The organism is Kitasatospora sp. NPDC101155 (assembly GCF_044768305.1).
Lineage (GTDB): Bacteria > Actinomycetota > Actinomycetes > Streptomycetales > Streptomycetaceae > Kitasatospora.
This window is the reverse complement of the sequence record NZ_JBIWPN010000025.1, coordinates 65,511-86,289: the sequence shown is the minus strand read 5'-3', so window position 1 is coordinate 86,289 and position 20,779 is coordinate 65,511. Positions and strand designations below refer to the sequence as shown.

Sequence of the window (20,779 nt, the reverse complement as noted above, 5' to 3'; positions counted from 1 at the left end):
CACACGCCCCTCACATCCCGGGACGCGAATCGGCCATCACCCGTACCGTCGACCCGGGCCGGAAGACCCTGGACGAACGATCACGGACCTCCTCGGACCCCCGCGATCGGGGTCGAACGACGCTGGATTGACGGCGTATTGACTCGATATTGACGAGATCCGGTCACTTGGCGAGATCCGTTCACACCTACGTAGGATCATCACCCTAGAATTCGCGGCGTGACGATGACTCAGTGGTCCGTAACGGCAACCGGCGTACTCGCCGTCCTCGCCCTCGTGGCCGCCGCGCGGTACCACGCCGTGTCCGTCACCCACCGCGGCCGGGCCGACCGGCTGCAGGACGAACTCGCCCGGCTCCAGGACCAGCTGACCGCCGAACTCTCCCGCCGGGGCGCCGACCTGGCCGCCGTCCAGCAGGAGCAGGAGCTCACCGCCTCCACCCAGCGGGCCTTCCTCAGCGTCGCCCGCCGCATCCTCGTCATGGCCCACGACCAGCAGGCGCTGCTCGACGAGATGGAGCGCACCCACGACGACCCGGCCCTGCTCGAAGGCCTGCTCAAGGCCGACCACGCCGCCGCCCAACAGGCCCGGCTGGCCCAGACCCTGGCCGTCCTGTGCGGCGCCCGGGCCGGACGGCACTGGCCGGAACCGGTCACGCTGGAGGACGTGGTGCGCGGCGCCCAGTCGCGGATCCTGCCGTTCCAGCGGGTGGTGGTCCGCAGCCGGATCGAGACCGCGGTGGTCGGCGCCGCCGCCGAGGCGCTGATCCACGCCATCGCCGAGCTGCTGGACAACGCCACCCGCTACTCCCCGCCCAGCACCCAGGTGTTCGTCACGCTGATGCCGGTGCACAACGGCGCGGTGATCGAGATCGACGACGGCGGCGTCGGCATGCCGGAACAGGCCGTCGCCAAGGCCGCCGCCGCGCTCGCCGGCGGCAGCACCCTGGAGGTCTCCCGGCTCGGCGAGGTACCTCAGTTGGGCCTGGCCGCCGTCGGCCGGCTCGCCGAGCAGTACGGCTTCCGGGTCACCCTCAGCTCGGCGCCCTCACCGTACGGCGGCGTGCGCGTCGTCATACTGCTGCCGAACGCCCTGCTCACCGAGCCGCTGCCGCCCACCGTCCCCGGCCTCGGACCGGACGACCGGGCGTTCAGCCCCGACTTCCGGCCGGCCGCTCCCGCCGGCCACCCGACGGCCGGCCACCCGCTGGTGGAGACCCCACCCACCGGCCGGCCCCCCGCCGCCGGCGACACCCCGCCGCCGCTGCCCCGCCGGAGCCACCGGCGCGACCGCGCGAACCGGCCCGCCCAGCACGCCGCTCCCCCGCCGCCCGCCCCGCCGTACCGCTCGGCCCGGGACGCGCAGGCGTTCATGGCGATGTTCCAGGCCGGGACCGCCAGCGGCCGGTCGGCCGCCCAGGCCCGGGCCCAGACCCCGCCCGGCCCCCACTGACCCTTCCCGCCCTGCTCCCCCGTCCCCCCCGACTTCCCCAGCCCTCCGGAGAGTTCCATGACCACCACCCCTGATCTCGGCTGGCTGCTCGCCGACATCATCGCCGTCCCGCAGGTCCAGCACGCCGTCGTCGTCTCCAACGACGGCCTGGAGATCGGCCGCAGCGCCGGCATCCCCCGCGAGGACGCCGAACGGCTCGCCGCCGCCTGCTCCGGACTGCAGTCGCTGGCCCGCGGCGTCGCGGCGGGCTTCGGCGGACCGGGCAGCGCCACCCGCCAGATCATCATCGAGTACGGCGGCGGCTACCTCTTCATCGTCGCCGCCGGGGCCGGCGCGCACCTGGCCGTGGTGACCAGCGAGGCGGTGGACGCCGGGCTGGTCGCGTACCAGATGCAGGTCCTGGTCGAGCGGATCGGAACCCACCTCACCAGCCCGCCGCGGGTCGACCACGCGGCGGGGGGCCACCGGTGAACGGGCCCGTCCGGCCCTACGTCATCACCGGCGGGCGCAGCCGCCCCACCCGGGCCGACCTGGCCATCGAGAGCCTGGTCAGCGCGTTATCCGACCCCCCGGAACTGCCCGAGCACGTTCTGCTCAACCGCGAGCACCGGCGCATCCTCGGGCTCTGCCACAGCCTGCTCTCCGTCGCCGAGGTGGCGGCCCACCTGGGGCTGCCGCTCGGCGTCGTCAAGGTGCTGGTCGGCGACCTCTGGGACCTCGGCGCCGTGCAGGTGCTCCCGCCCGTCCCGCAGGCCGAACGCCTGCCCACAACCCTCCTGGAAGAGGTGCTCGTTGGCCTCCGCCAACTCCGCTGAAGCCCCCGCCGACGTGCCGGCCGAGCCGCAGTACCTGCCGGCCTCGGTGCAGGGCGCGGTGAAGATCCTGGTCACCGGCCCGTTCGGGGTCGGCAAGACCACCCTGGTCGGCTCGCTCAGCGAGATCACCCCGCTGCGCACCGAGGAGACCATGACCGCCGCCAGCAGCGGCGTGGACGATCTGACCGGGCACAGCGGCAAGACCACCACCACGGTCGCGCTGGACTTCGGCCGGATCACGCTCAACTCCCGGCTCGCGCTGTACCTGTTCGGCACGCCCGGGCAGCAGCGGTTCTGGCCGCTGTGGGACGACCTGTCGCGCGGGGCGCTGGGCGCCATCGCGATGGTCGACCTGCGGCGGCCGGACGAGAGCTTCGACGTGCTCGGCCGGCTGGAGGAGCAGCGCATCCCCTTCGCGGTGGCGGTCAACACCTTCCCGGACACGCCGACCTACCCGGAGGAGGAGCTGCGCTCGGCGCTGGACGTGCTGCCGGACGTGCCGATCCTCTACTGCGACGCGCGTGACCGGCGGCAGTCCTACGACCTGCTGATCGACTTCGTGGACCACCTGCACCGCAGCTCGCTCCTGGAGCTGCAGCGATGACCGCTCCCGAGCCGCCGCAGGCCCCCGGCTGCCCGGTCGCGCACGGCGGGGGCCCGTACGACGGCGCCTCGAACGGCGCGCCGCACGGCGGGGTCTCCAACGGCGCGACCGCGTACGGCGGCGGGCTGCCGGTCGGCGTGCCGCTGACCCCGCTGTACGGGCAGGCCGTCGCCGACGACCCGCACGGCCTGTACGCCCGGCTGCGCGAGCGCCACGGGCCGGTCGCGCCGATCGAGCTGGAGCCCGGGGTGGAGGCCTGGCTCGTCCTCGGCTACGGCGAGCTGCTCGAACTCACCCGCAACGAGGCCCTGTTCTCCAAGGACTCGCGGCACTGGCGGGTGCCCGCCGAGGGCCGGCTCGCCCCCGACTCGCGGCTCCAGCCGATGACCGCCTGGCGGCCCACCCTGCTCAACCTGGACGGCGCCGAGCACCAGCGGCTGCGCGCCGCCGTCTCGGACACCCTGGCCCAGATCGACCACCGGCAGCTGCGCGAGACCACCGAGACCGCCGCCGACGGCCTGATCGACAGCTGGGGTCCGGACGGCACCGCCGACCTGATCGGCCAGTACGCCCGTGCGCTGCCGCTGCTGGTCTCCACCCAGCTGGTCGGCCTGCCCACCGGGGCCGGACCGCGGATGGTCGAGCTGATCAGCCACTTCGTGGACAGCGGGCCCGAATCGGTGCGCGCCGCCGGGGAGTTCCAGCAGATCCTGGCCGACTTGGTGCGCCGCCGCCGCTCCGCGCCCAGCGCCGACCTCACCTCCTGGCTGCTCGCCCACCCGGCCGGGCTGACCGACGAGGAGGCGGTGCACCACCTGGTGGTGCTGATGGTCGCGGGCAACGAGACCTGCATCAACTGGATCGGCAACACCCTGCGGCTGCTGCTGACCGACCGGCGATTCCGGGCCACCCTCACCGGCGGCCGGCTGACCGTCTCCGACGCGCTGGAGGAGGTGCTCTGGCGCGACCCGCCGACGCAGAACTTCCCCGGCCGCTGGGCCACCGGCGACACCGTGCTCGGCGGCCAGTACATCAGCGCCGGCGACATGCTGGTGCTCGGCCTGGCCGCGGCCAACGCCGACCCGGCCGCCCAGGGCGCCGCCTCCGCCGCCCAGGGCTCGCTCGGCGGCAACCGGGCGCACCTCGCCTGGGGCGCGGGCCGACACGTCTGCCCGGCCCAGCACCCGGCGCGGATCATCGTCGAGACCGCCGTCGAAACCCTGCTGCACCGTCTGCCGGACCTCCAACTCGCCGTCCCGTCGGGTGAACTGGCCTGGCGGCCGTCCCCGTGGTCGCGGGCACTGGTCGCCCTGCCGGTGCTGTACAGCGCCTTCACCCCGCCCCGCCCGCCCGCCCCCGAGAGGCCCGCATGGACACCGCCGACGGCTCCCCCGGAGCCCGCCCCGAACCCGTCCGGCTCGACCCCTTCGGCCGCGACCAGCACGGAGAGAACGCCCGACTCCGGGCAGCCGGCCCAGCGGTCCTGGTGGAACTCCCTGGTGGGGTGGTGGTCTGGGCGGTAACCCACCACGACACCCTGCAGTCGCTGCTGGCCGACCCCCGGGTCGGCAAGAACGCCCGGCTCTGGACGGACTTCCGGGAGGGGCGGCTGCCGGAGGGCTGGCCGCTGCTCAACTTCGTCACCGTACCGGGCATGGTCACCGCCGACGGCGAGGACCACCGGCGGCTGCGCGGGCTGGTCAGCCAGGCCTTCACCCCACGCCGCATAGCCGCGCTGGCGCCCGCGATCGAGGCCCGGACGGTCGCGCTGCTCGACTCGCTCGCCGAAGTGGCGAAGCGGGAGGGCGCGTTCGACCTGCGCGCGCACTTCGCCTACCCGCTGCCGATGCAGGTGATCGGCGAGCTGCTCGGCCTGGCGGTGGAGCAGCAGGACGAACTGCACGCGCTGTCCGACACCCTGGTCTCCAGCTCGGCCACCCCGGCCGCGGCCGTCGCCGCCCAGCGGGACCTGAACGCGCTACTGGCCTCGGTGGTGGCGGCCAAGCGGGCCGATCCCGGCGACGACCTGACCACTGACCTGATCGCCGCCCGGGCGGCCGGGGAGGGGCTCAGCGAGGCCGAGCTCGTCGGCACCCTGCTGCTGATGCTGGTGGCCGGGCACGAGACCACGCTCAACCTGATCACCAACGCGGTGCGGGCCCTGCTCGCCCACCCCGACCAACTGCGGCTGGTCCTGGACGGCGCCCAGCCGTGGTCGGCGGTGGTGGAGGAGACGCTGCGCCACGACTCGCCGGTCGGCCAGTTCCCGCTGCGCTACGCGAGCGAGGACATCGAGGTCGGCGACGTGGTGATCCGGCGCGGCGAGGCGCTGCTCGCCTCCTACGCGGCGGTCGGACGCGACGCCGGGCACTACCCGGACGCCGACCGCTTCGACCTGACCCGGCAGCCCGCCCGGCACCTGTCGCTGGGCCACGGCCCGCACTTCTGCCTCGGCTCGGGGCTGGCCCGGCTGGAGGCGGAGACGGCGCTGCGGCACCTGTTCGAGCGGTTCCCGGGGCTGGCGGCGGCGCCGGGGCGGGTGAACGAGCCGATCGGGTCGTTCGTCAGCAACAGCGTGCGGACGCTGTGGGTGACGACCTGAGGGTGCTGACCGTTCAGAGGGTGACGGTGTTCGGAGGGTGACGGTCCGTGTCACCCGGTTACCTGGGGGCGGCCCGGGTCGTTCGGCAGGGCATGAAGAAACTCGCCACCCTGGCCGCCCTCACCATGGCGGGCCTCGCCCTCGCCGCCCCGGCGGCCTCCGCCACCACCCAGACCGCCAGCTCGCCGGACGCCACCGGCGGCATCACCGACGGTCTCAACCTGTCCCCCGCCGACCTCGCCCTCCATACCGCGGGCAAGCTCCCGGTGGTCGGGCACGCCGCCCACGAGGTGGAGGCCGTCGGCACCAACCAGATGTCCCACCCGGGGCTCAGCGGACAGATCGGCTGACGGTCGGGGACCGGCTGACCGACCCCCGTCCGGTCAGCCGGTCGCCCTCTGCCGCTCAGCCCTCGGAGAGGGCGTTGAGCTCCTGGTAGGTCAGCCCGCCGTCCAGGGAGGTGTACGTGCCGCTCGCGTACACCTCCTCGGCCGCGCGGCGGACCGCCGCGTACGCCGCCTTGCCCAGCCCGGGGCCCAGGCTGATCCGGGCCACGCCGAGCTTCGCCAGTTCGGCGACCGACGGGGAGCCGGGGGCGGCCAGCACGTTCAGCGGGGCGGGGACGGCCGCGACCAGGGCGGCGATGGTCTCCGGGTCGGCGACGCCGGGGACGAACACGCTGTCCGCGCCCGCCTCGACGTACATCCGCAGCCGGCGGACCGCCTCGTCGAGCCGGCCTTCGGGCTCGCCCAGGCCGCGCAGGAACACGTCGGTGCGGCCGTTGACGAACAGGTGCACGCCCGCCGCCCCGGCCGCCGCCCGGGCGGCCGCGATCCGCTCGGCGGCCTGCTCCGGGGCGTACTCGGCGTCCTCCAGGTTCACGCCCACCGCGCCGGTGGCGAGCAGCGCGGCGACGGTCTCGCCGACCCCGGCGGCGGTGTCCGCGTAGCCGCTCTCCAGGTCCGCGGTGACCGGCAGGCCGACCGAGCGGACCACCTCGGCGGTCCGGGCCAGCACCTGGTCGCGGTCGGCGCCGCCGTCCGGGCTGCCGAGCGACCAGGAGACGCTGGCGCTGGCCGTCGCCACCGCCTTCGCCCCGGCCGCGGCCACCAGCCGGGCGCTCGCCGCGTCCCAGACGTTGGCCAGCACCACCGGCTCGCCGGGGCGGTGCAGTTCCTTGAGCAGCCGGGCCCTGTCCTGCTGGGTGGTCATCTCGGCTCCGCTCACGTCGCTGCCGGGCTCATGCGGGTGGCCACGCCGATCCGGTTCCAGGCGTTGATGGTGGCGATCAGGGCGATCAGCTGGGCGAGTTCGGTCTCGTCGAACTGCGCGGCGGCCTCCTGGTACACCGCGTCCGGCACGTGGCCCCGGGTCAGCAGGGTGACCGACTCGGTGAGGGCCAGCGCGGCGCGCTCGCGGGCGGTGAACCAGGGGGTCTCGCGCCAGGCGGGGAGGGAGACCAGACGGTGGTCCTGCTCGCCGTTCTTGCGGGCGTCGGTGGCGTGCATGTCGATGCAGAAGGCGCAGCCGTTGATCATCGAGGCGTGCACCTTGACCAGCTCGGCGATCACCGGGTCGACGCCCTGCCGGGACGCCCGGTCCACGGCGATCATGGCCTGGTAGTAGTCGGGCGCGAGCCTCGGCATCGCCAGGCGCTGCTCCGGCGCCGGCACCGGGCCGTCGGTGGCGTTCGGAGTCTCGTTCGTCGTCGTCATGACTACCAGCGTAGGAGCGCAGTGGCCTGCCGTCCTGGTGCATTCGGCACCGGGTTCCTTGGGCCATTTCCGGTGCACGAACAGGAGTGCGATGATCGCCGAGGGGGTTCCCGCCGGGATCCCCGGCAGGACGAGAGTAGGGGGAGACGGGACCGTGTGCACGGCGTTCGTCAGCATCGAGCCCGGGGCGGCGGTACCGGTGCTGCTGCTGTCCGTCCGGGACGAGTACCTCGGCCGCGGCTGGCTGCCGCCCGACCACCACTGGCCGGACCGGCCCGGACTGCTCGGCGGGCTGGACCTCGCGGCCGGCGGCACCTGGCTGGCCGTCGACCCGGCCCGGCGCACCGCCGCCTGCCTGCTGAACGGCTTCGGCCCGCTCGCCCCCGCCGACGCCCGGCTCAGCCGCGGCGAACTGCCGCTCACCGCCGTCCGACAGGGCGGGATCGGGCACCTCGACCTCACCCCGTACGACCCCTTCCACCTCGTCCAGGTCAGCCCGGACGGCGCCCGGGTCACCAGCTGGGGCGGCGGACGGCTGGAACAGCACGAACTGCCCACCGGCCTCAGCGTGGTCGTCAACGACGGACTGGAGGGGACGGCCGCCAACCGCACCGCCTCCGAACGGATCCGGACCCTGATGGCCGCGCGCGCCGACCACTTCCGGGCCCGCTTCGCCGCCGCGCCCAGACCGGAGCCGACCGCCGACGGCACGGCCGCCGGGGCCTGGGGCGCGTGGCTGCCGATCATCACCGGTGACGGGCTGGCGCTGGACGAGGACGCCGCGCTGATCCAGCGGCGGGACTTCGGCGACGGACGGATCTGGGGCTCCTCCTCGGTCTCCCTGCTCGCCCTCGGGCCGGAGCTGCTGCGCTACGACTTCGCTACCGCGCCGGTGCCGGCGGACGGGTCGGGGTGGCAGCAGGTGGTGGCATGAACCGGACGGCGCGGAAAAGGACTTGAACCTGACGCTGCGGTAGGCGGCATCGTGGGCGTCTGTCGACCCCTCGCCCCCGCAGGAGGCCAGCGATGCCCACGATGCCCACCCCGCCCGCGACGGACCGCCCCCGCCGCCCCTGCGCCCTGCTGCCCGCCGTCCTCGCCGTCACCCTGCCGCTGGTGGGCGCCCCGCTCACGGCGACCGCCGGAATGCTGATCGGCGGCGCCGTGCACCAGGTGGTTCCGGCCGACGCCGTCCCGGGCGCCGTGGCCGGGATGCTGGTACGCCGACTCGGGGCCGGTGTCGCCCGGACGTACGCTCGATGAACTTCTGGCGGCAGGGCTGCCGGGCGTCTACATGCCGGTAGTAGCTTCGCGGGGGCCCCCGGAATCGGCCGGCCGCAGACCCCCTGAGCGAAGGTGCGCGATGTCCACCCTGACCTACCCGGAAGCGATAGGCGTCGGCCTGCTGCAGGGTGTGACGGAACTCTTCCCGGTCTCCAGCCTCGGCCACAGCATCCTGCTCCCCGCCGTGATCGGCGGAAAGATCCAGCAGGACCTCGACATGACCGCCGACGGCTCCTCCTACCTCGCCGCCCTGGTCGCCCTGCACCTGGCCACCGCGCTCGCCCTGGTGGTCTTCTTCTGGCGGGACTGGGTCCGGGTGGTCAGCGGCCTGATCAGCTCCGCCCGGCACCGCCGGGTGCAGACCCGGGACGAGAAGCTCGCCTGGCTGCTCATCATCTCCACCATCCCGGTCGGAGTGGCCGGCCTGGCTCTGGAGAAGGCGCTGCGGCACGCGCTCGGCAAGCCCGTCCCGGCAGCGGTCTTCCTCGCCCTCAACGGGCTCGTGCTGCTCGGCGCCGAGCGGCTCAAGCGCGGCGGCACCGGCCGCCGCCGGGCCGGGCACGCCGCCCCGGTCGACGAGCCGGGCCTGGACCCGGCGATCGCCTCCGACGCCCGGCTGACCAAGCTCAGCTTCGGCCAGGGCACCTTGATCGGCGCCGCCCAGATCCTCGCGCTCTTCCCCGGGATCAGCCGCTCCGGCGTCACCATGAGCGCCGGCATCCTGCGCGGACTGCACCACGAGGACGCCGCCCGCTTCTCCTTCCTGCTCGCCACCCCGGTCATCCTGGCCGCCTCGGTGCTCAAGGTGCCCGAGCTGTTCAAGCCGGAGAACTCCGCCGTCCTCGGCCCCGTCGCCGCGGGCAGCGTCGCGGCCTTCGTCGCGGGCTACGTCTCGGTGCGGTTCCTCACCAAGTACTTCGAGACCCGCAGCCTGACGCCCTTCGCCGTCTACTGCTTCCTGGCCGGCGTCGGCAGCGCCGTCTACCTGTCGATCTGAGCACCGGTCGATCTGGACCCGCGCGTCCGACGGGCCGTCCGGCAGGCTGCCGGACGGCCCGTTCCGCGTCTACGCGGTGAGGCCCAGGGCGGCCAGGCGGGTCGGGTCGGTGAGGATGTCCATGGCGGTGATCCGACCGTCGCAGATGGTGAAGGACATGACCGACAGCGGGCGGCCCTCGGCGAAGGAGACCACCCCCGGCGAGCCGTTGACCAGCACCAGGCGCCCCGCGGCGGCGAAGCGGGCGAAGGTGATCGCCTGCGAGGCGACGTCGGCTGCGCCGCGGCGCAGCAAGCTCGGCACCAGCGTCCCGCCGTCGGAACGGGCCACCACCTCGGGGTCGAGCACGGCCAGCAGGGCATCGAAGTCACCGCCCCGGGAGGCGGCCATGAAGGCCTCCACCACCTCGCGCTTGCGGGCGTTGTCGGAGTCGGCCGCCGGGGTGGCGTCCCGCACCCGGCGGCGGGCGCGGCTGGCCAGCTGGCGGGTGGAGGCCGAGGTGCGGCCGAGCACCTCGGCGATCGCGTCGAACATGTCGTGCAGCACGAAGGCCACCCGCTCCGCCGGGGAGAGCGTCTCCAGGATCACCATCAGCGCGATCCCGACCGAGTCCGCGACCAGGATCTCGTGCACCGGGTCCAGCGCCGTCAGCCCGCTGACCACCGGGTCCGGCAGCCGTACCTGCCCCTCCTGCTCGGGCAGCGGGTCCTCCCGGCGGGAGGCCCGGGAACGCAGCTGGTCCAGGCAGACCCGGCCGACCACGGTCGTCAGCCAGGCCCCGAGGTTGCGCACCTCGCTCACGTCGCTGCGGCTCAGCTTCAGCCAGGCCTCCTGGACGGCGTCCTCGGCCTCGGCCACCGACCCGAGCATCCGGTAGGCCACGGACCGCAGTTGGGGGCGCTCGGCCTCGAAGCGCCCGGCCAGGAGATCCGTCCCGGAAAATTCCTCGCTCACCTGTCACATCCTCACGTCGGCATCCGTCGGACCGGTGACGGACGCTAACCGACCACGAGGAACCCACGGTGACCACCGCCCACGCTACCGCCCGCAGGAAGAACCCCGCCCTGTTCTGCCGGACGCGATGAAGGGCATCCAGAACATCGACAAGGCCATGCACCAGGGCGGTGTCTCCCCGCAGGTCCTGGAGCTCGTCCACCTGCCCGCCAGCCGGATCAACGGCTGCGGCGCCCGCGTGTTCGCGGGCGTCCAGGGCGCCAGGAAGCACGGCGAGACCGGCGAGCGGCTGCACGCCGTCGCCGCCTGGCGCGAGGCCCTGTTCTTCACCGACGAGGAGCGCGCCGCCCTCGAACTCACCGAGGCCGCGACCCGGATCGCCGATCGCACCGGCAAGGCCGTCCTGGACGACGTCCGGGACGCCGCCGCCGACCACTTCAACGAGGAGCAGCTCTCCGCGATCATCCTGATGATCGCGCCGACCAACTTCGTCAACCGCCTCAACACCACCATCGAGGAGCCCGCCGGCGCCACCTGGAGCTGACTGGCGACAGGCGACAGGCGAGAATGGAGCCCTTGACATCCTCCCCGCCCTAAGGAACGGGGAACGGCAAGCCTCCTTTCCTGGCATCCTTCCGCACCGCAAGCGCATCGTTGTACACCACCCGTGCACACCCGAACGTCCGAGCCGGCGCGGCACGCTGACCCGCCGTCGGTAGATGCGACAGGAGTACCGAAGATGCACACGATCAACCCACCGAAGGCCACTGACAACAACCTCCGCCCGAACCTCCGAAGATCACTCCGCCGCTTCGCGGCTCCGAGACAAGGACCCTCCCCCACCCTCCGGGTAGGGGGACCCCCGTCCCCCCGGCCTGAAGGCCGAGGCCTCCTGAGAGAACACCCGTGAACGGCTCCTGGACCTCCTTCGGCGGCGACCTGCACCTGGACCTCACCGAGCGGCGCGCCGCCGGCACCGGGCTGCGGGCCGCCCTGGAGGACGCCCTGCGGGAAGCGGTCCAGGCCGGCCGGCTCGCCCCCGGCACCCGGCTGCCGTCCTCCCGGGCCCTCGGCGAGGACCTCGGCATCGCCCGCAACACCGTCGTCGAGGCGTACGGCCAGCTCACCGCGGAGGGCTGGCTCAGCTCCCGGCAGGGCTCCGGCACCACCGTCGCCCGGCGGGCCGCGCCCTCGCCCGCCGTACGGCCGGCCCGGCCGCAGGAACGGCGGCGGACCGTCCGGCACGACCTGATGTCCGGGCGGCCCGACCTCTCGCTCTTCCCCCGCACCGCCTGGCTCGCCGCCGCCCGCCGCGCCCTCGCCACCGCGCCGCACGAGGCCCTCGGCTACGGCGGCCCGCTCGGCCGGATCGAACTGCGGGAAGCGCTCACCCACTACCTGGCCCGGGTCCGCGGCGTGCGCACCGACCCGGACCACCTGCTCGTCTGCAACGGCGTCCAGCAGGGCCTCGGCCTGCTCTGCGCCGCCCTGCGGGAGCGCGGGGCCCGCTCGCTCGCGGTCGAGGAGTACGGGCTGCCGCCGCAGCACGCCGTCGTCCGGGCCGCGGGGCTGACCACCGCGCCGCTGCCGCTCGACTGCGAGGGCGCACAGGTCGAGCACCTCGGCCCCCGCAACGGCGCCGTGCTGCTCACCCCGGCCCACCAGTACCCCACCGGCGCCCCGCTGTCCGCCGACCGGCGGGCGGCCGCGGTGCGGTGGGCGCGCGAGCAGGACCGGTACGTGATCGAGGACGACTACGACGGGGAGTTCCGCTACGACCGGCAGCCGCTCGGCGCGATGCAGGCGCTCGACCCGGAACGGGTGGTGTACGCGGGCACCGCCGCCAAGAGCCTCGCCCCCGGCCTGCGGCTGGCCTGGCTCGCCCTGCCGGACGCGCTGGTCGAACCCGTCGCCCGGCTGAAGGTGCTGGCCGACACCATGTCCCCGGTGCTCGACCAGCTGACCCTCGCCGAACTGATCACCTCCGGCACGTACGACCGGCACGTACGGCGCTGCCGCCTGCACTACCGGCGCCGCCGCGACCGCCTCGTCGCCGCCCTCGCCGAACACGCCCCGCACGTCCGGGTCACCGGCATCGCCGCCGGCCTGCACGCGGTCCTCCAACTCCCGCCCGGCTCCACCCCCGAGCCCGAACTCCTGGCCCGCGCCGAAGCCTCCGGCCTCGCCCTCAGCGGCCTCGGCTGGCACCGTGCCGCCCCGGCCGACGAGGCCGCCGCGCCGGCCCTGGTGATCGGCTACGCCACCCCTCCGGAACACGCCTTCCCGGCGGCCCTGGACGCCCTGTGCGACCTGCTGCGCCGGGCATGAGACGAGGGATCCGCCCCCTCCCCTGATCGCCCGACCCGCAGCGGGAGAGCAGCGGAAGACTCCGCTGCCTCCGCGCCGACTACCTGTTGCGACTGCCCAGTTCGAACAGCAGGATGATGAACCCGGCGAAGACATGGATGCCCGCGGTGTAGATCACCAGGCGGTGGTAGACCCGCTTGTTGGCCCACTTTCCGGCATCCATGGTCTTCGGGCCGGCGGGGGTGTCGGCGACGGCAGCAGTCGTGGTCGTGGTGGTGGTGGGATCGTCCATGGGGATCTCCTCCAGGGGTCTGACGGTAGGTCAGTGGTTCGCTGCGGGGCCGCCGCCGAGGCAGAGTTCGCCGCCGGGGCTCTGCAGCAGGGTGTGGATGAAGAGCAGTTCGACGCCGGTGTCGGACTCGGCGGCGATGCAGTGCGGAGTGAGCGAGTCGTAGTGGGCGGAGTCGCCGGAGGCGAGGTGGTGGACGCGGTCGCCGAGGGTCAGCCGCAGGTCGCCCCGCAGGACGTACAGCCACTCCTCGCCGGGGTGCACCCGGACCACCGCGTCCTGGACGCCCGGCGGGACGTGCACCCGTAGGGCCTGCATGGCGCGGCCGGGGGCGCCGGCCCGTCGGTAGCCCCAGCCGCCGGCCCGGCCGGGCTCTATGGCGCCGCCGCGGACCACCGGGTCGGGCTCGGCCATGGTCTCGCCGAGCAGCCCGGAGACCGAGGTGCCGTAGGCGCGGGCGAGGCCGAGGAGGACGGGCAGGGAGGGCTGGCGGCGGCCGGTTTCCAGCCGGGACAGATAGGCTGGGGAGAGTCCGACCCGCGCCGCCGCGACCTCCAGGGTGAGCCGGCTGCTGAGCCGGTGCTCGCGGAGGCGGGCGGCGAGGCCGGCGACTTCCTGGTCGTCGAGCTGGTCACCCGCGGCGGGGGTGCCGGTGGGGCTGGTGGTCATGTGACCAGTGGACACCTCACGTGCCGCACGGGCAAGAATTTTGCCTCAGAGGCAAAGCCTGCCCGAACGCCCCTTCGCGCCGCTCACGGCCGGGGAATGTTGCGCAGATTGCTGCGGGCCAGGTCGATCATCCGCCCGACGCCGCCGGAGAGCACCGTGCGCCCGGCCGCCAGCGCGAAGCCCTTCAGCTGGGCGGCGGTGATGTACGGCGGGATGGACAGTGCGCTGGGGTCGGTGACCACGTCCACCAGGGCCGGGCCGGGCCGCTCCAGCGCCTCCGCCAGGACCTCCCGGACCCGGGCCGGCTCGGCGACCCGCTTGGCCGGGATGCCCATGGCCCGCGCGATGCCCGCGTAGTCCACGTCGCCGTTGTCGATCTCGAACTCGGGGTAGCCGGAGACCAGCATCTCCAGCTTGATCATGCCGAGCGCGCCGTTGTTGAACACCACCGTCTTCACCGGCAGCCGGTGCTTGGCCACCGTGAGCAGTTCGCCGAGCAGCATGCCGATCCCGCCGTCGCCCGCCATCGCGACCACCTGCCGTCCGGGGCAGGCGAGTTGGGCGCCGATCGCGTGCGGGAGGGCGTTGGCCATGGAGCCGTGCAGGAAGGAGCCGATCACCCGGCGGCGGCCGTTCGGCTGCAGGTAGCGGGCGGCCCAGACGTTGTTCATGCCGGTGTCCACGGTGAACACCGCGTCCGGGGCGGCCACCTCGTCGAGCACCGAGGCGACATACTCGGGGTGGATCGGCAGGTGCTTCTCGATGTCCCGGGTGTAGGCGCCGATCACGTCCTCCAGCGCCCGGCAGTGCTTCCTCAGCATGCCGTCCAGGAAGGAGCGGTCCTTCTTCTCGTCCAGCAGCGGCAGGACGGCCCGCAGGGTGGCCGCGACGTCCCCGTGCACGGCCAGCTCCAGCGCGGTGCGCCGGCCCAGCCGGGTGGCGTCGTGGTCGACCTGGACGGTACGGGTCTGCGGCAGGAAGGAGTCGTACGGGAAGTCGGTGCCGAGCAGCAGCACCAGGTCGGCGGAGTGCAGCGCCTCGTGGCAGGCGCCGTAGCCGAGCAGGCCGCTCATCCCGACGTCGTAGGGGTTGTCGTACTGGATCCATTCCTTGCCGCGCAGCGAGTGCCCGATCGGCGCCTTCAGCGCCTGCGCGGCCTCCATCACCTCGGTGTGCGCCCCGCGCACCCCGGCGCCGCAGAACAGGGCGACCCGGCGGGCCGCGTTGAGCAGCCGGGCGAGTTCCTGCACCTGGGACCAGGGCGGCGCGGCGACGGCCTGCTCGGTGAGGAAGTGGCTGGTTCCGGTCGGCCCGGCGGCGGGGAGGGCGGCGACGTCCCCGGGAAAGGCGAACACCGAGACGCCGTGCGAGCCGATCGCGTGCTGGATCGCGATCCGGAGCAGCCGGGGCAGCTGGGCGGGGGTGGAGAGCATCTCGCACCAGTTGCTGCAGTCGGTGAACACCCGCTCGGGATGGGTCTCCTGGAAGAAACCGGTGCCGATCTGCCCGGACGGGATGTGCGAGGCGAGCGCGAGCACCGGCAGGCCGCTGCGCTGGGCGTCGTACAGGCCCTGGATGAGGTGGGTGTTGCCGGGGCCGCAGGAGCCGGCGCAGACCGCGAGGCGGCCGGAGAGCTCGGCTTCGGCGGCGGCCGCGAAGGCGCCGGCCTCCTCGTTGCGGACGTGCACCCAGCCGATGCCCTCGGCGCGGCGGATCGCGTCGACGACGGGGTTGAGGCTGTCGCCGACGACGCCGTAGACCCGCTCCACCCCGGCCTGCCGGAGCACCTCCACCATCTGTTCGGCCACGCTCGCCACGGGAGTACTCCTTCGGTCGCCGCAGGACACCTGCACCCTCCGACGGGCCGTGGAACGGCGCACTCGGGGTGGGACGAACGGGTGAGGGCGACGGGCGGGCGAGGGCGACGGACGGGCGAGGGCGACGGACGAGGGGCCGCTCCGCGCGACGGGAGCGGGCCCTGAGCGGCCCGGGGCGGCCCCGGCGGCTACTCCGCCGCCAGGTGGTCCTGCTGCCCCAGCTTGCCCGCAGCCAGCCCCGCCTGGGGCTGGCGGCGGCCCGGCTCACGGCCGGGGGGCTGGGCGCAGCGTTCCTGGGCGGGCGGGGAGGTGGTGGGCAGGGTGACCGGGGAGCCGGCCTTGACCTGCACCGCCTCGCCGTCGTGCCGCAGGTGGAGCACCTCGCCGCGGCGCAGCGTGTAGGTCGTCCCGTCGTGGGTGATCTGCACGCCGAGCAGGTGCCCGCGCACCAGCAGCGAGAAGCTGAGCTTCATCAGCCCGGAGGGCAGCCGGGGCCGGAAGTTGAGCGTCTCGCCGTGGTCGCGCAGGCCGCCGAAGCCGGCCACCAGGGCGATGCAGGCGCCGGCGAGCGAGGCCATGTGGAGGCCGTCGCGGGTGTTGCCGCCGAGGTCGTGCAGGTCCATCAACGCCGCCTCCGCCGTGTAGTCGTAGGCGAGGTCGAGTTGGCCGACCTCGGCGGCGATGACGGCCTGGGTGCAGGCGGAGAGCGAGGAGTCGCGGACGGTCAGCCGCTCGTAGTAGGCGAAGTTGCGGGCCTTCTGCTCGTCGGTGAAGGCGTCGCCGCGCACCTGCATGGCGAGCACCAGGTCGGCCTGCTTGACCACCTGCTTGCGGTACAGGTCGAAGTACGGGTAGTGGAGCAGCAGCGGGTACTTCTCCGGCTCGGTGTTCTCGAAGTCCCAGACCTGGTGGTGGGTGAAGCCGTCGGCCTGCGGGTGGACGCCGAGGTCCGCGTCGTACGGGATGTACATCGCGGCGGCGGCGTCGCGCCAGGCGGCGGTCTCCTCGGTGTCGACGCCGAGGGCGCCGGCCTCGCGCGGGTGGCGGACGGCGGCCTCGGCCGCGGCGCGCAGGTTCGTCTGCGCCATCAGGTTGGTGAAGACGTTGTTGTCGGCGACGGCGCTGTACTCGTCGGGGCCGGTGACGCCCTCGATCCGGAACTTCCCGGCGGTGTCGTGGTGACCGAGCGAGCGCCACATCCGGGCGGTCTCCACCAGGAGTTCGAGGCCGTACTCGCGCTCGAACTCCTCGTCCCCGGTGGCCCGGACGTAGCGGGCGACGGCGACGGCGATGTCGGCGCCGATGTGGAAGGCGGCGGTGCCGGCCGGCCAGTAGCCGGAGCACTCCTCGCCGCGAATCGTGCGCCAGGGGAACACCGCGCCGGCCAGGCCGAGTTGGGCGGCCCGGTCGCGGGCGAGCGGGAGGGTGGTGTGCCGCCAGCGCAGGGCCTGGTTGACGGCGCTGGGCAGGCAGTAGGTGAGCACCGGCAGGACGAAGGTCTCGGTGTCCCAGAAGCTGTGCCCGTCGTAGCCGGGGCCGGTCAACCCCTTGGCGGGGATGGCCCGTTCCTCGCTGCGGGCGCCGGCCTGCAGGACGTGGAAGATGCCGAACCGGACGGCCTGCTGGAGTTCGACGTCGCCCTCGATCTCGACGTCGCTGGTCCTCCAGAACTCCTGGAGGAAGTCGGCCTGTTCGGCGACCAGGCCGTCCCAGCCGGTGTACCGGGCGGCGGTCAGCGCGGCCTCCACCTGGTCCCGGACGGCGGGCAGCGAGCGGGTGCCGGACCAGCCGTAGGACATGAACTTGACCAGCCGCAGCCCCTGCCCGGCCCCGAGCACGGTGGTGACGCTGATCCGGCAGTGGTCGGCCTCGGACTCCGCGACGGTGTCGAGCTTCTCCGGGCCCTCGATGACGTGGTCCATCCCGGCCGCGACCCGGATGCCGCTGAAGCGGGTGCGGTGCACCAGGACGGCCTTGGTGCCGCTGGCGTGGTGCGCCTCGGCCTGCAGCGGGGCCTCCAGGACGGCGGCGGCGCGCGGGTCGCCCTCGGGGCCGCCGGGCAGCTGCTCGTTGGCGACCAGCTCGGACTGGAGCACGATCCGCACCGGCCCGTCCACCGCCTCGATGCTGTACTCCACGGCGGCGATGGCGCGCTGGGTGAGCGAGACGAGCCGGGAGGAGCGCACCCGGATGGTCCGCCCGGCCGGGGACATCCACTCGGCCTCGCGGTGCAGCATGCCCTCACGGAAGTCCAACCAGCGCTTGTGGCTGAGGAGTTCCCCGTAGCGCAGGTCGAAGGGCTCGTCGTCCACCAGCAGCCGGATGATCTTGCCGTTGGTGACGTTGATGACGCTCTGGCTGGACTCCGGGTAGCCGTAGCCGCCCTCGCCGTACGGGAGCGGGCGCAGTTCGAACACGCCGTTGAGGTACGTGCCGGGCAGGCCGTGCGGCTCGCCCTCGTCCAGGTTGGCGCGCAGGCCGATGTGGCCGTTGGACAGGGCGAAGACGGATTCGGCCCGGGCCAACGCGGCCAGGTCCAGGCCGTGTTCGGTGATCTGCCACGGATCGATGGTGAAGTTGTCAGCAGGACTCACGACTTGCCCCCCAGCAGCTCGGAAAGGTCGTCGACGACCACGGTGGCGCCGTCGCGGCGCAGTTCGGCGGCCTGCCCGGTGCGGTTGACCCCGACCACCGCGCCGAAGCCGCCGGCCCGGCCGGAGGCGACCCCGGCCAGCGCGTCCTCGAAGACGGCGGCGTGTGCGGGGTCGACGCCGAGCTCGCGGGCGGCGTACAGGTAGGTGTCGGGGGCGGGCTTGCCGGGCAGGCCCTGCTGCTTGGCGACCACGCCGTCCACGATCACGTCGAACAGCTCCAGGATGCCCGCCGAGCGCAGCACGTCCCGGCAGTTGGCGCTGGAGGAGACCACCGCGCTGGGCAGTCCGAGCGTGCGCAGCCGGTGCACATAGGCGACCGAGCCCTCGTAGGGCTCGACCCCCTGCTCGTGGATCAGCCGCAGCACGGTGTCGTTCTTGGCCCGGCTGATCCCCTGCACGGTACGGGCGTTCGGCGGGTCGTCCTCGGCCCCCTCGGGCAGGTCGATGCCCCGGCTGTGCAGGAAGGCCCGGGTGCCGTCGAGGCGCGGGCGGCCGTCCACGTAGGTGTCGTAGTCGTTGACGTCGTCGAAGGGGACGAACTGCCCGCCGGTGCGGGCGGCTTCGGCGCGCAGAAAGGCGTCGAAGGTGTCCTTCCAGGCCGCGGCGTGAACCGTGGCGGTCTGGGTGAGCACCCCGTCGAGGTCGAAGAGGAAAGCACGGATGTCGTCCGGTAGCCCCAGCATGGATGCAGTCTTACCGTTCCTAGCGATGTTGGCCAGTGCTGGCCGAATCGCATGAAACCGGACAGGTGGTCCGGTGCTCCTCCGAACGGTCTTGGAGAGCGGGGAACAGCGCGAGCTGGTCGCCGTGGCGCGGTCGGGTCTTGTCGCCCTGGCAGGGCGTGCTCGCTGTCCTGGGTGGGCTCGCGGTCCCACGTGTTCTCGGGATGGATGCGGCCTGGCCGGTAGCTCTCCCCACACGATCCTCCGGTCGTGTGCGGGTCACACCTGGCCGACGCCGGATCCGGTGTCCGAGAGCACGTCGTCCAATCGCCACCGAGACGCCGTGGTGCCGGGTGGCCGTGATTGTGGTGGTCTGGTGCTGGAGCGTTGTCAACCCGGGATCGCACGGGATGCCGCCCATTCCCGGCGGCGCGTCGCGGGAAGGGCGGCTTCCGGTTGCCCGCCGGGCCGGGCGGTGGTTACGGCGAGTCGGGCATCTGCGCCTCGGGCGCCTGGATCACCGAGAAGACGGCGCCCTGCGGGTCCCGGACCACGGCCATCCGGCCGGACTGCATGTCGAACGGCGGCTGGATCACCGCACCACCGGCCTTGACCAGGGCGTCCACCACGGAGTCGGTGTCGTCCACCGAGAAGTACGTCATCCAGTGCGAGGGCATGTCGGCCCCCAGGTACCCGGGGACCTTCTGCATGCCGCCGACGGTGCGGTCGCCGACGTTCAGCGAGAAGTAGCCGTCCATGCCCTGGATGGTGGCCGGGCGCAGCCCGAGCGCCGGCTGGTAGAAGCGGCCGGCCGCGTCGGTGTCGGTGGTGTTGAGCTCGTTCCAGACCAGCGCGCCGGGCTCGTTGACCACGCCCGCGCCGATGAAGTCCATCGCCTGCCAGACGCCGAACACCGCGCCGGTCGGGTCGGCGGCGACCATCATCCGGCCGATCGTGCCGACGTCCATCGGCTCGTAGAGGATCGTGCCGCCGGCCCCGGCGATGGACCGGTTGGCCTCGTCGGCGTCGTCCGAGGCGATGTAGGTGGTCCAGGCGACGGGCGGCACCGGCTGGCCCTCGGGCGCCGACTGTGCCATGATCCCGGCGACCGGGCGGTCGTTGAGCGTGCACACGGCGTAGCCGCCGAACTCGGCCGGGCCGATCTCGCCCTGCCAGCCGAACAGGTCACGGTAGAAGTCGAGCGCGGCCTGCTGGTCGCTCGCCATCAGGTCGATCCAGCACGGGGTGCCGGGCTTGTACGGATCGGTCACTACGGGCATCGTTGGGCCTCCCGGAGGCGGTGGTGGCCGGCTGTGGTGTGTCGGTCGGGCGGCGGCCCGGCCTGGACCGGTCCGGCCGTCCGCGCGGACGGCCGTACGACGGGGGTACACCGCCCACCTTCGGCCCGCCGACGCGTTCCCGCCACCGGACGGCGCCCTGGCGGGCGACCGGCGCCCCGACGGGGTGCCCGTTACCGGGGCACGGACCGGCCGCCGGAGCTCACTCGGGGTCGTGCCGCTTGGCGGTGACGAAGTACGGCTGCACCTTGCCGCTCTGCGCGTAGTCCTTGAGCCGGACCAGCAGTTCGGCCCAGGTGCCGGCCACCATCGGCACGCCCTCCTCGCTGCCCGGCTGCCAGCCGCCGTGCCGGAACAGCAACCGGGTGCGCTCGGGCTCGTCGGGCTGGTCGGCGAGGTCCCAGCTGATCCAGGTGCCCGCCCAGTGCGGCGGGAAGGCCCCGGCGTTTGCCCACACCACCCGCTCCGGGTCGGCCCGCTCGCGGCGCAGCCGGAAGGGCTCGGGGACGCCGGGGAAGTCGAAGAGCAGCACGTCGTCCTCGCGGTCCACGGCGGTCGTCCACCAGCTGGTCAGCCCGTCGTGGGTGTTGAGCGCGGCGAGGACGACGTCCCGGGGCGCGGCGATGTCGATCTGCATGGCGATCTCGGGCATGGGGTCCG

The 20,779-nt window shown here is 73.6% G+C and carries 23 protein-coding genes; 12 read left to right on the top strand and 11 right to left on the bottom strand.

Annotated elements, in window-relative coordinates; genetic code table 11:
- The first annotated feature begins 225 nt into the window (after nt 1–225).
- The 7 genes from ACIRYZ_RS30175 to ACIRYZ_RS30145 are packed head-to-tail and all read left to right on the top strand — an operon-like array spanning nt 226 to nt 5,823.
- The gene (locus ACIRYZ_RS30175) at nt 226–1,452 is read left to right on the top strand and encodes a sensor histidine kinase (protein ID WP_402950263.1); all 1,227 of its coding nucleotides are present in this window, start codon (nt 226–228) and stop codon (nt 1,450–1,452) included.
- A gap of 57 nt (nt 1,453–1,509) precedes the next feature.
- Entirely contained in the window at nt 1,510–1,923 is a 414-nt protein-coding gene (locus tag ACIRYZ_RS30170) for a roadblock/LC7 domain-containing protein (protein ID WP_387618830.1), read from the top strand.
- The gene (locus ACIRYZ_RS30165) at nt 1,920–2,267 is read left to right on the top strand and encodes a DUF742 domain-containing protein (RefSeq protein ID WP_393037807.1); all 348 of its coding nucleotides are present in this window, start codon (nt 1,920–1,922) and stop codon (nt 2,265–2,267) included. The genes ACIRYZ_RS30170 and ACIRYZ_RS30165 overlap by 4 nt, the downstream gene beginning before the upstream one ends.
- The gene (locus ACIRYZ_RS30160) at nt 2,245–2,871 is read left to right on the top strand and encodes an ATP/GTP-binding protein (protein ID WP_393037804.1); all 627 of its coding nucleotides are present in this window, start codon (nt 2,245–2,247) and stop codon (nt 2,869–2,871) included. The genes ACIRYZ_RS30165 and ACIRYZ_RS30160 overlap by 23 nt, the downstream gene beginning before the upstream one ends.
- The gene (locus tag ACIRYZ_RS30155) at nt 2,868–4,394 is read left to right on the top strand and encodes a cytochrome P450 (RefSeq protein ID WP_402950195.1); all 1,527 of its coding nucleotides are present in this window, start codon (nt 2,868–2,870) and stop codon (nt 4,392–4,394) included. Before ACIRYZ_RS30160 ends, ACIRYZ_RS30155 begins: the two co-directional genes overlap by 4 nt.
- Entirely contained in the window at nt 4,379–5,473 is a 1,095-nt protein-coding gene (locus ACIRYZ_RS30150) for a cytochrome P450 (protein WP_402950193.1), read from the top strand. The genes ACIRYZ_RS30155 and ACIRYZ_RS30150 overlap by 16 nt, the downstream gene beginning before the upstream one ends.
- A gap of 47 nt (nt 5,474–5,520) precedes the next feature.
- Nucleotides 5,521–5,823, top strand: coding sequence for a hypothetical protein (locus ACIRYZ_RS30145; protein WP_402950191.1), 303 nt, complete (start codon nt 5,521–5,523; stop codon nt 5,821–5,823).
- A 55-nt stretch (nt 5,824–5,878) separates the two neighbouring features.
- On the opposite strand, the gene ACIRYZ_RS30140 is transcribed toward ACIRYZ_RS30145, so the two are convergent.
- Nucleotides 5,879–6,685, bottom strand: a complete 807-nt coding sequence (locus tag ACIRYZ_RS30140; protein ID WP_402950189.1) for an isocitrate lyase/phosphoenolpyruvate mutase family protein — start codon at nt 6,683–6,685, stop codon at nt 5,879–5,881.
- Between the two features lie 11 nt (nt 6,686–6,696).
- Nucleotides 6,697–7,188 (bottom strand): carboxymuconolactone decarboxylase family protein, encoded by a 492-nt coding sequence (locus tag ACIRYZ_RS30135; RefSeq protein ID WP_402950186.1) that lies wholly within the window; start codon nt 7,186–7,188, stop codon nt 6,697–6,699.
- A 154-nt stretch (nt 7,189–7,342) separates the two neighbouring features.
- On the opposite strand from ACIRYZ_RS30135, the gene ACIRYZ_RS30130 reads away from it, so the two are divergent.
- From ACIRYZ_RS30130 to ACIRYZ_RS30120, 3 genes are all read left to right on the top strand, one after another.
- Nucleotides 7,343–8,122, top strand: a complete 780-nt coding sequence (locus ACIRYZ_RS30130) for an NRDE family protein (protein ID WP_402950183.1) — start codon at nt 7,343–7,345, stop codon at nt 8,120–8,122.
- A 92-nt stretch (nt 8,123–8,214) separates the two neighbouring features.
- Nucleotides 8,215–8,451, top strand: coding sequence for a hypothetical protein (locus tag ACIRYZ_RS30125; RefSeq protein ID WP_402950180.1), 237 nt, complete (start codon nt 8,215–8,217; stop codon nt 8,449–8,451).
- Nucleotides 8,452–8,551: 100 nt separating this feature from the next.
- Nucleotides 8,552–9,469, top strand: a complete 918-nt coding sequence (locus ACIRYZ_RS30120) for an undecaprenyl-diphosphate phosphatase (RefSeq protein WP_402950177.1) — start codon at nt 8,552–8,554, stop codon at nt 9,467–9,469.
- A gap of 69 nt (nt 9,470–9,538) precedes the next feature.
- Here ACIRYZ_RS30120 and ACIRYZ_RS30115 read toward each other — a convergent pair whose 3' ends face one another.
- The gene (locus ACIRYZ_RS30115; protein ID WP_402950174.1) at nt 9,539–10,423 is read right to left on the bottom strand and encodes a sigma-70 family RNA polymerase sigma factor; all 885 of its coding nucleotides are present in this window, start codon (nt 10,421–10,423) and stop codon (nt 9,539–9,541) included.
- 127 nt (nt 10,424–10,550) lie between these two features.
- On the opposite strand from ACIRYZ_RS30115, the gene ACIRYZ_RS30110 reads away from it, so the two are divergent.
- On the top strand, nt 10,551–10,967 hold the full coding sequence (locus ACIRYZ_RS30110) for a carboxymuconolactone decarboxylase family protein (protein WP_402950171.1): 417 nt from the start codon (nt 10,551–10,553) through the stop codon (nt 10,965–10,967).
- A 49-nt stretch (nt 10,968–11,016) separates the two neighbouring features.
- On the opposite strand, the gene ACIRYZ_RS30105 is transcribed toward ACIRYZ_RS30110, so the two are convergent.
- A complete protein-coding gene (locus ACIRYZ_RS30105) occupies nt 11,017–11,151 on the bottom strand; it encodes a helix-turn-helix domain-containing protein (RefSeq protein WP_402950260.1) in 135 nt (44 codons plus the stop codon).
- Nucleotides 11,152–11,329: 178 nt separating this feature from the next.
- On the opposite strand from ACIRYZ_RS30105, the gene ACIRYZ_RS30100 reads away from it, so the two are divergent.
- Nucleotides 11,330–12,751, top strand: a complete 1,422-nt coding sequence (locus ACIRYZ_RS30100) for a PLP-dependent aminotransferase family protein (RefSeq protein ID WP_402950168.1) — start codon at nt 11,330–11,332, stop codon at nt 12,749–12,751.
- A gap of 79 nt (nt 12,752–12,830) precedes the next feature.
- Here ACIRYZ_RS30100 and ACIRYZ_RS30095 read toward each other — a convergent pair whose 3' ends face one another.
- The 7 genes from ACIRYZ_RS30095 to ACIRYZ_RS30065 form a co-directional block, all read right to left on the bottom strand.
- Nucleotides 12,831–13,022: a DUF6126 family protein gene (locus ACIRYZ_RS30095; RefSeq protein WP_393037771.1), complete on the bottom strand. Its 192-nt coding sequence runs from the start codon at nt 13,020–13,022 to the stop codon at nt 12,831–12,833.
- 30 nt (nt 13,023–13,052) lie between these two features.
- Nucleotides 13,053–13,688, bottom strand: coding sequence for a helix-turn-helix domain-containing protein (locus ACIRYZ_RS30090; protein ID WP_387618788.1), 636 nt, complete (start codon nt 13,686–13,688; stop codon nt 13,053–13,055).
- 83 nt (nt 13,689–13,771) lie between these two features.
- Nucleotides 13,772–15,484: a pyruvate dehydrogenase gene (locus tag ACIRYZ_RS30085; protein WP_402950255.1), complete on the bottom strand. Its 1,713-nt coding sequence runs from the start codon at nt 15,482–15,484 to the stop codon at nt 13,772–13,774.
- 209 nt (nt 15,485–15,693) lie between these two features.
- Entirely contained in the window at nt 15,694–18,099 is a 2,406-nt protein-coding gene (locus ACIRYZ_RS30080; protein WP_402950165.1) for a glycoside hydrolase family 65 protein, read from the bottom strand.
- Nucleotides 18,096–18,842 carry an HAD family hydrolase gene (locus tag ACIRYZ_RS30075; protein ID WP_402950162.1) on the bottom strand — a complete coding sequence of 249 codons (747 nt, stop codon included), beginning with the start codon at nt 18,840–18,842 and terminating at the stop codon, nt 18,096–18,098. The genes ACIRYZ_RS30080 and ACIRYZ_RS30075 overlap by 4 nt, the downstream gene beginning before the upstream one ends.
- A gap of 458 nt (nt 18,843–19,300) precedes the next feature.
- Entirely contained in the window at nt 19,301–20,101 is an 801-nt protein-coding gene (locus ACIRYZ_RS30070; RefSeq protein WP_402950160.1) for a VOC family protein, read from the bottom strand.
- 220 nt (nt 20,102–20,321) lie between these two features.
- Entirely contained in the window at nt 20,322–20,771 is a 450-nt protein-coding gene (locus ACIRYZ_RS30065) for an SRPBCC domain-containing protein (protein WP_402950157.1), read from the bottom strand.
- Nucleotides 20,772–20,779 lie beyond the last annotated feature (8 nt).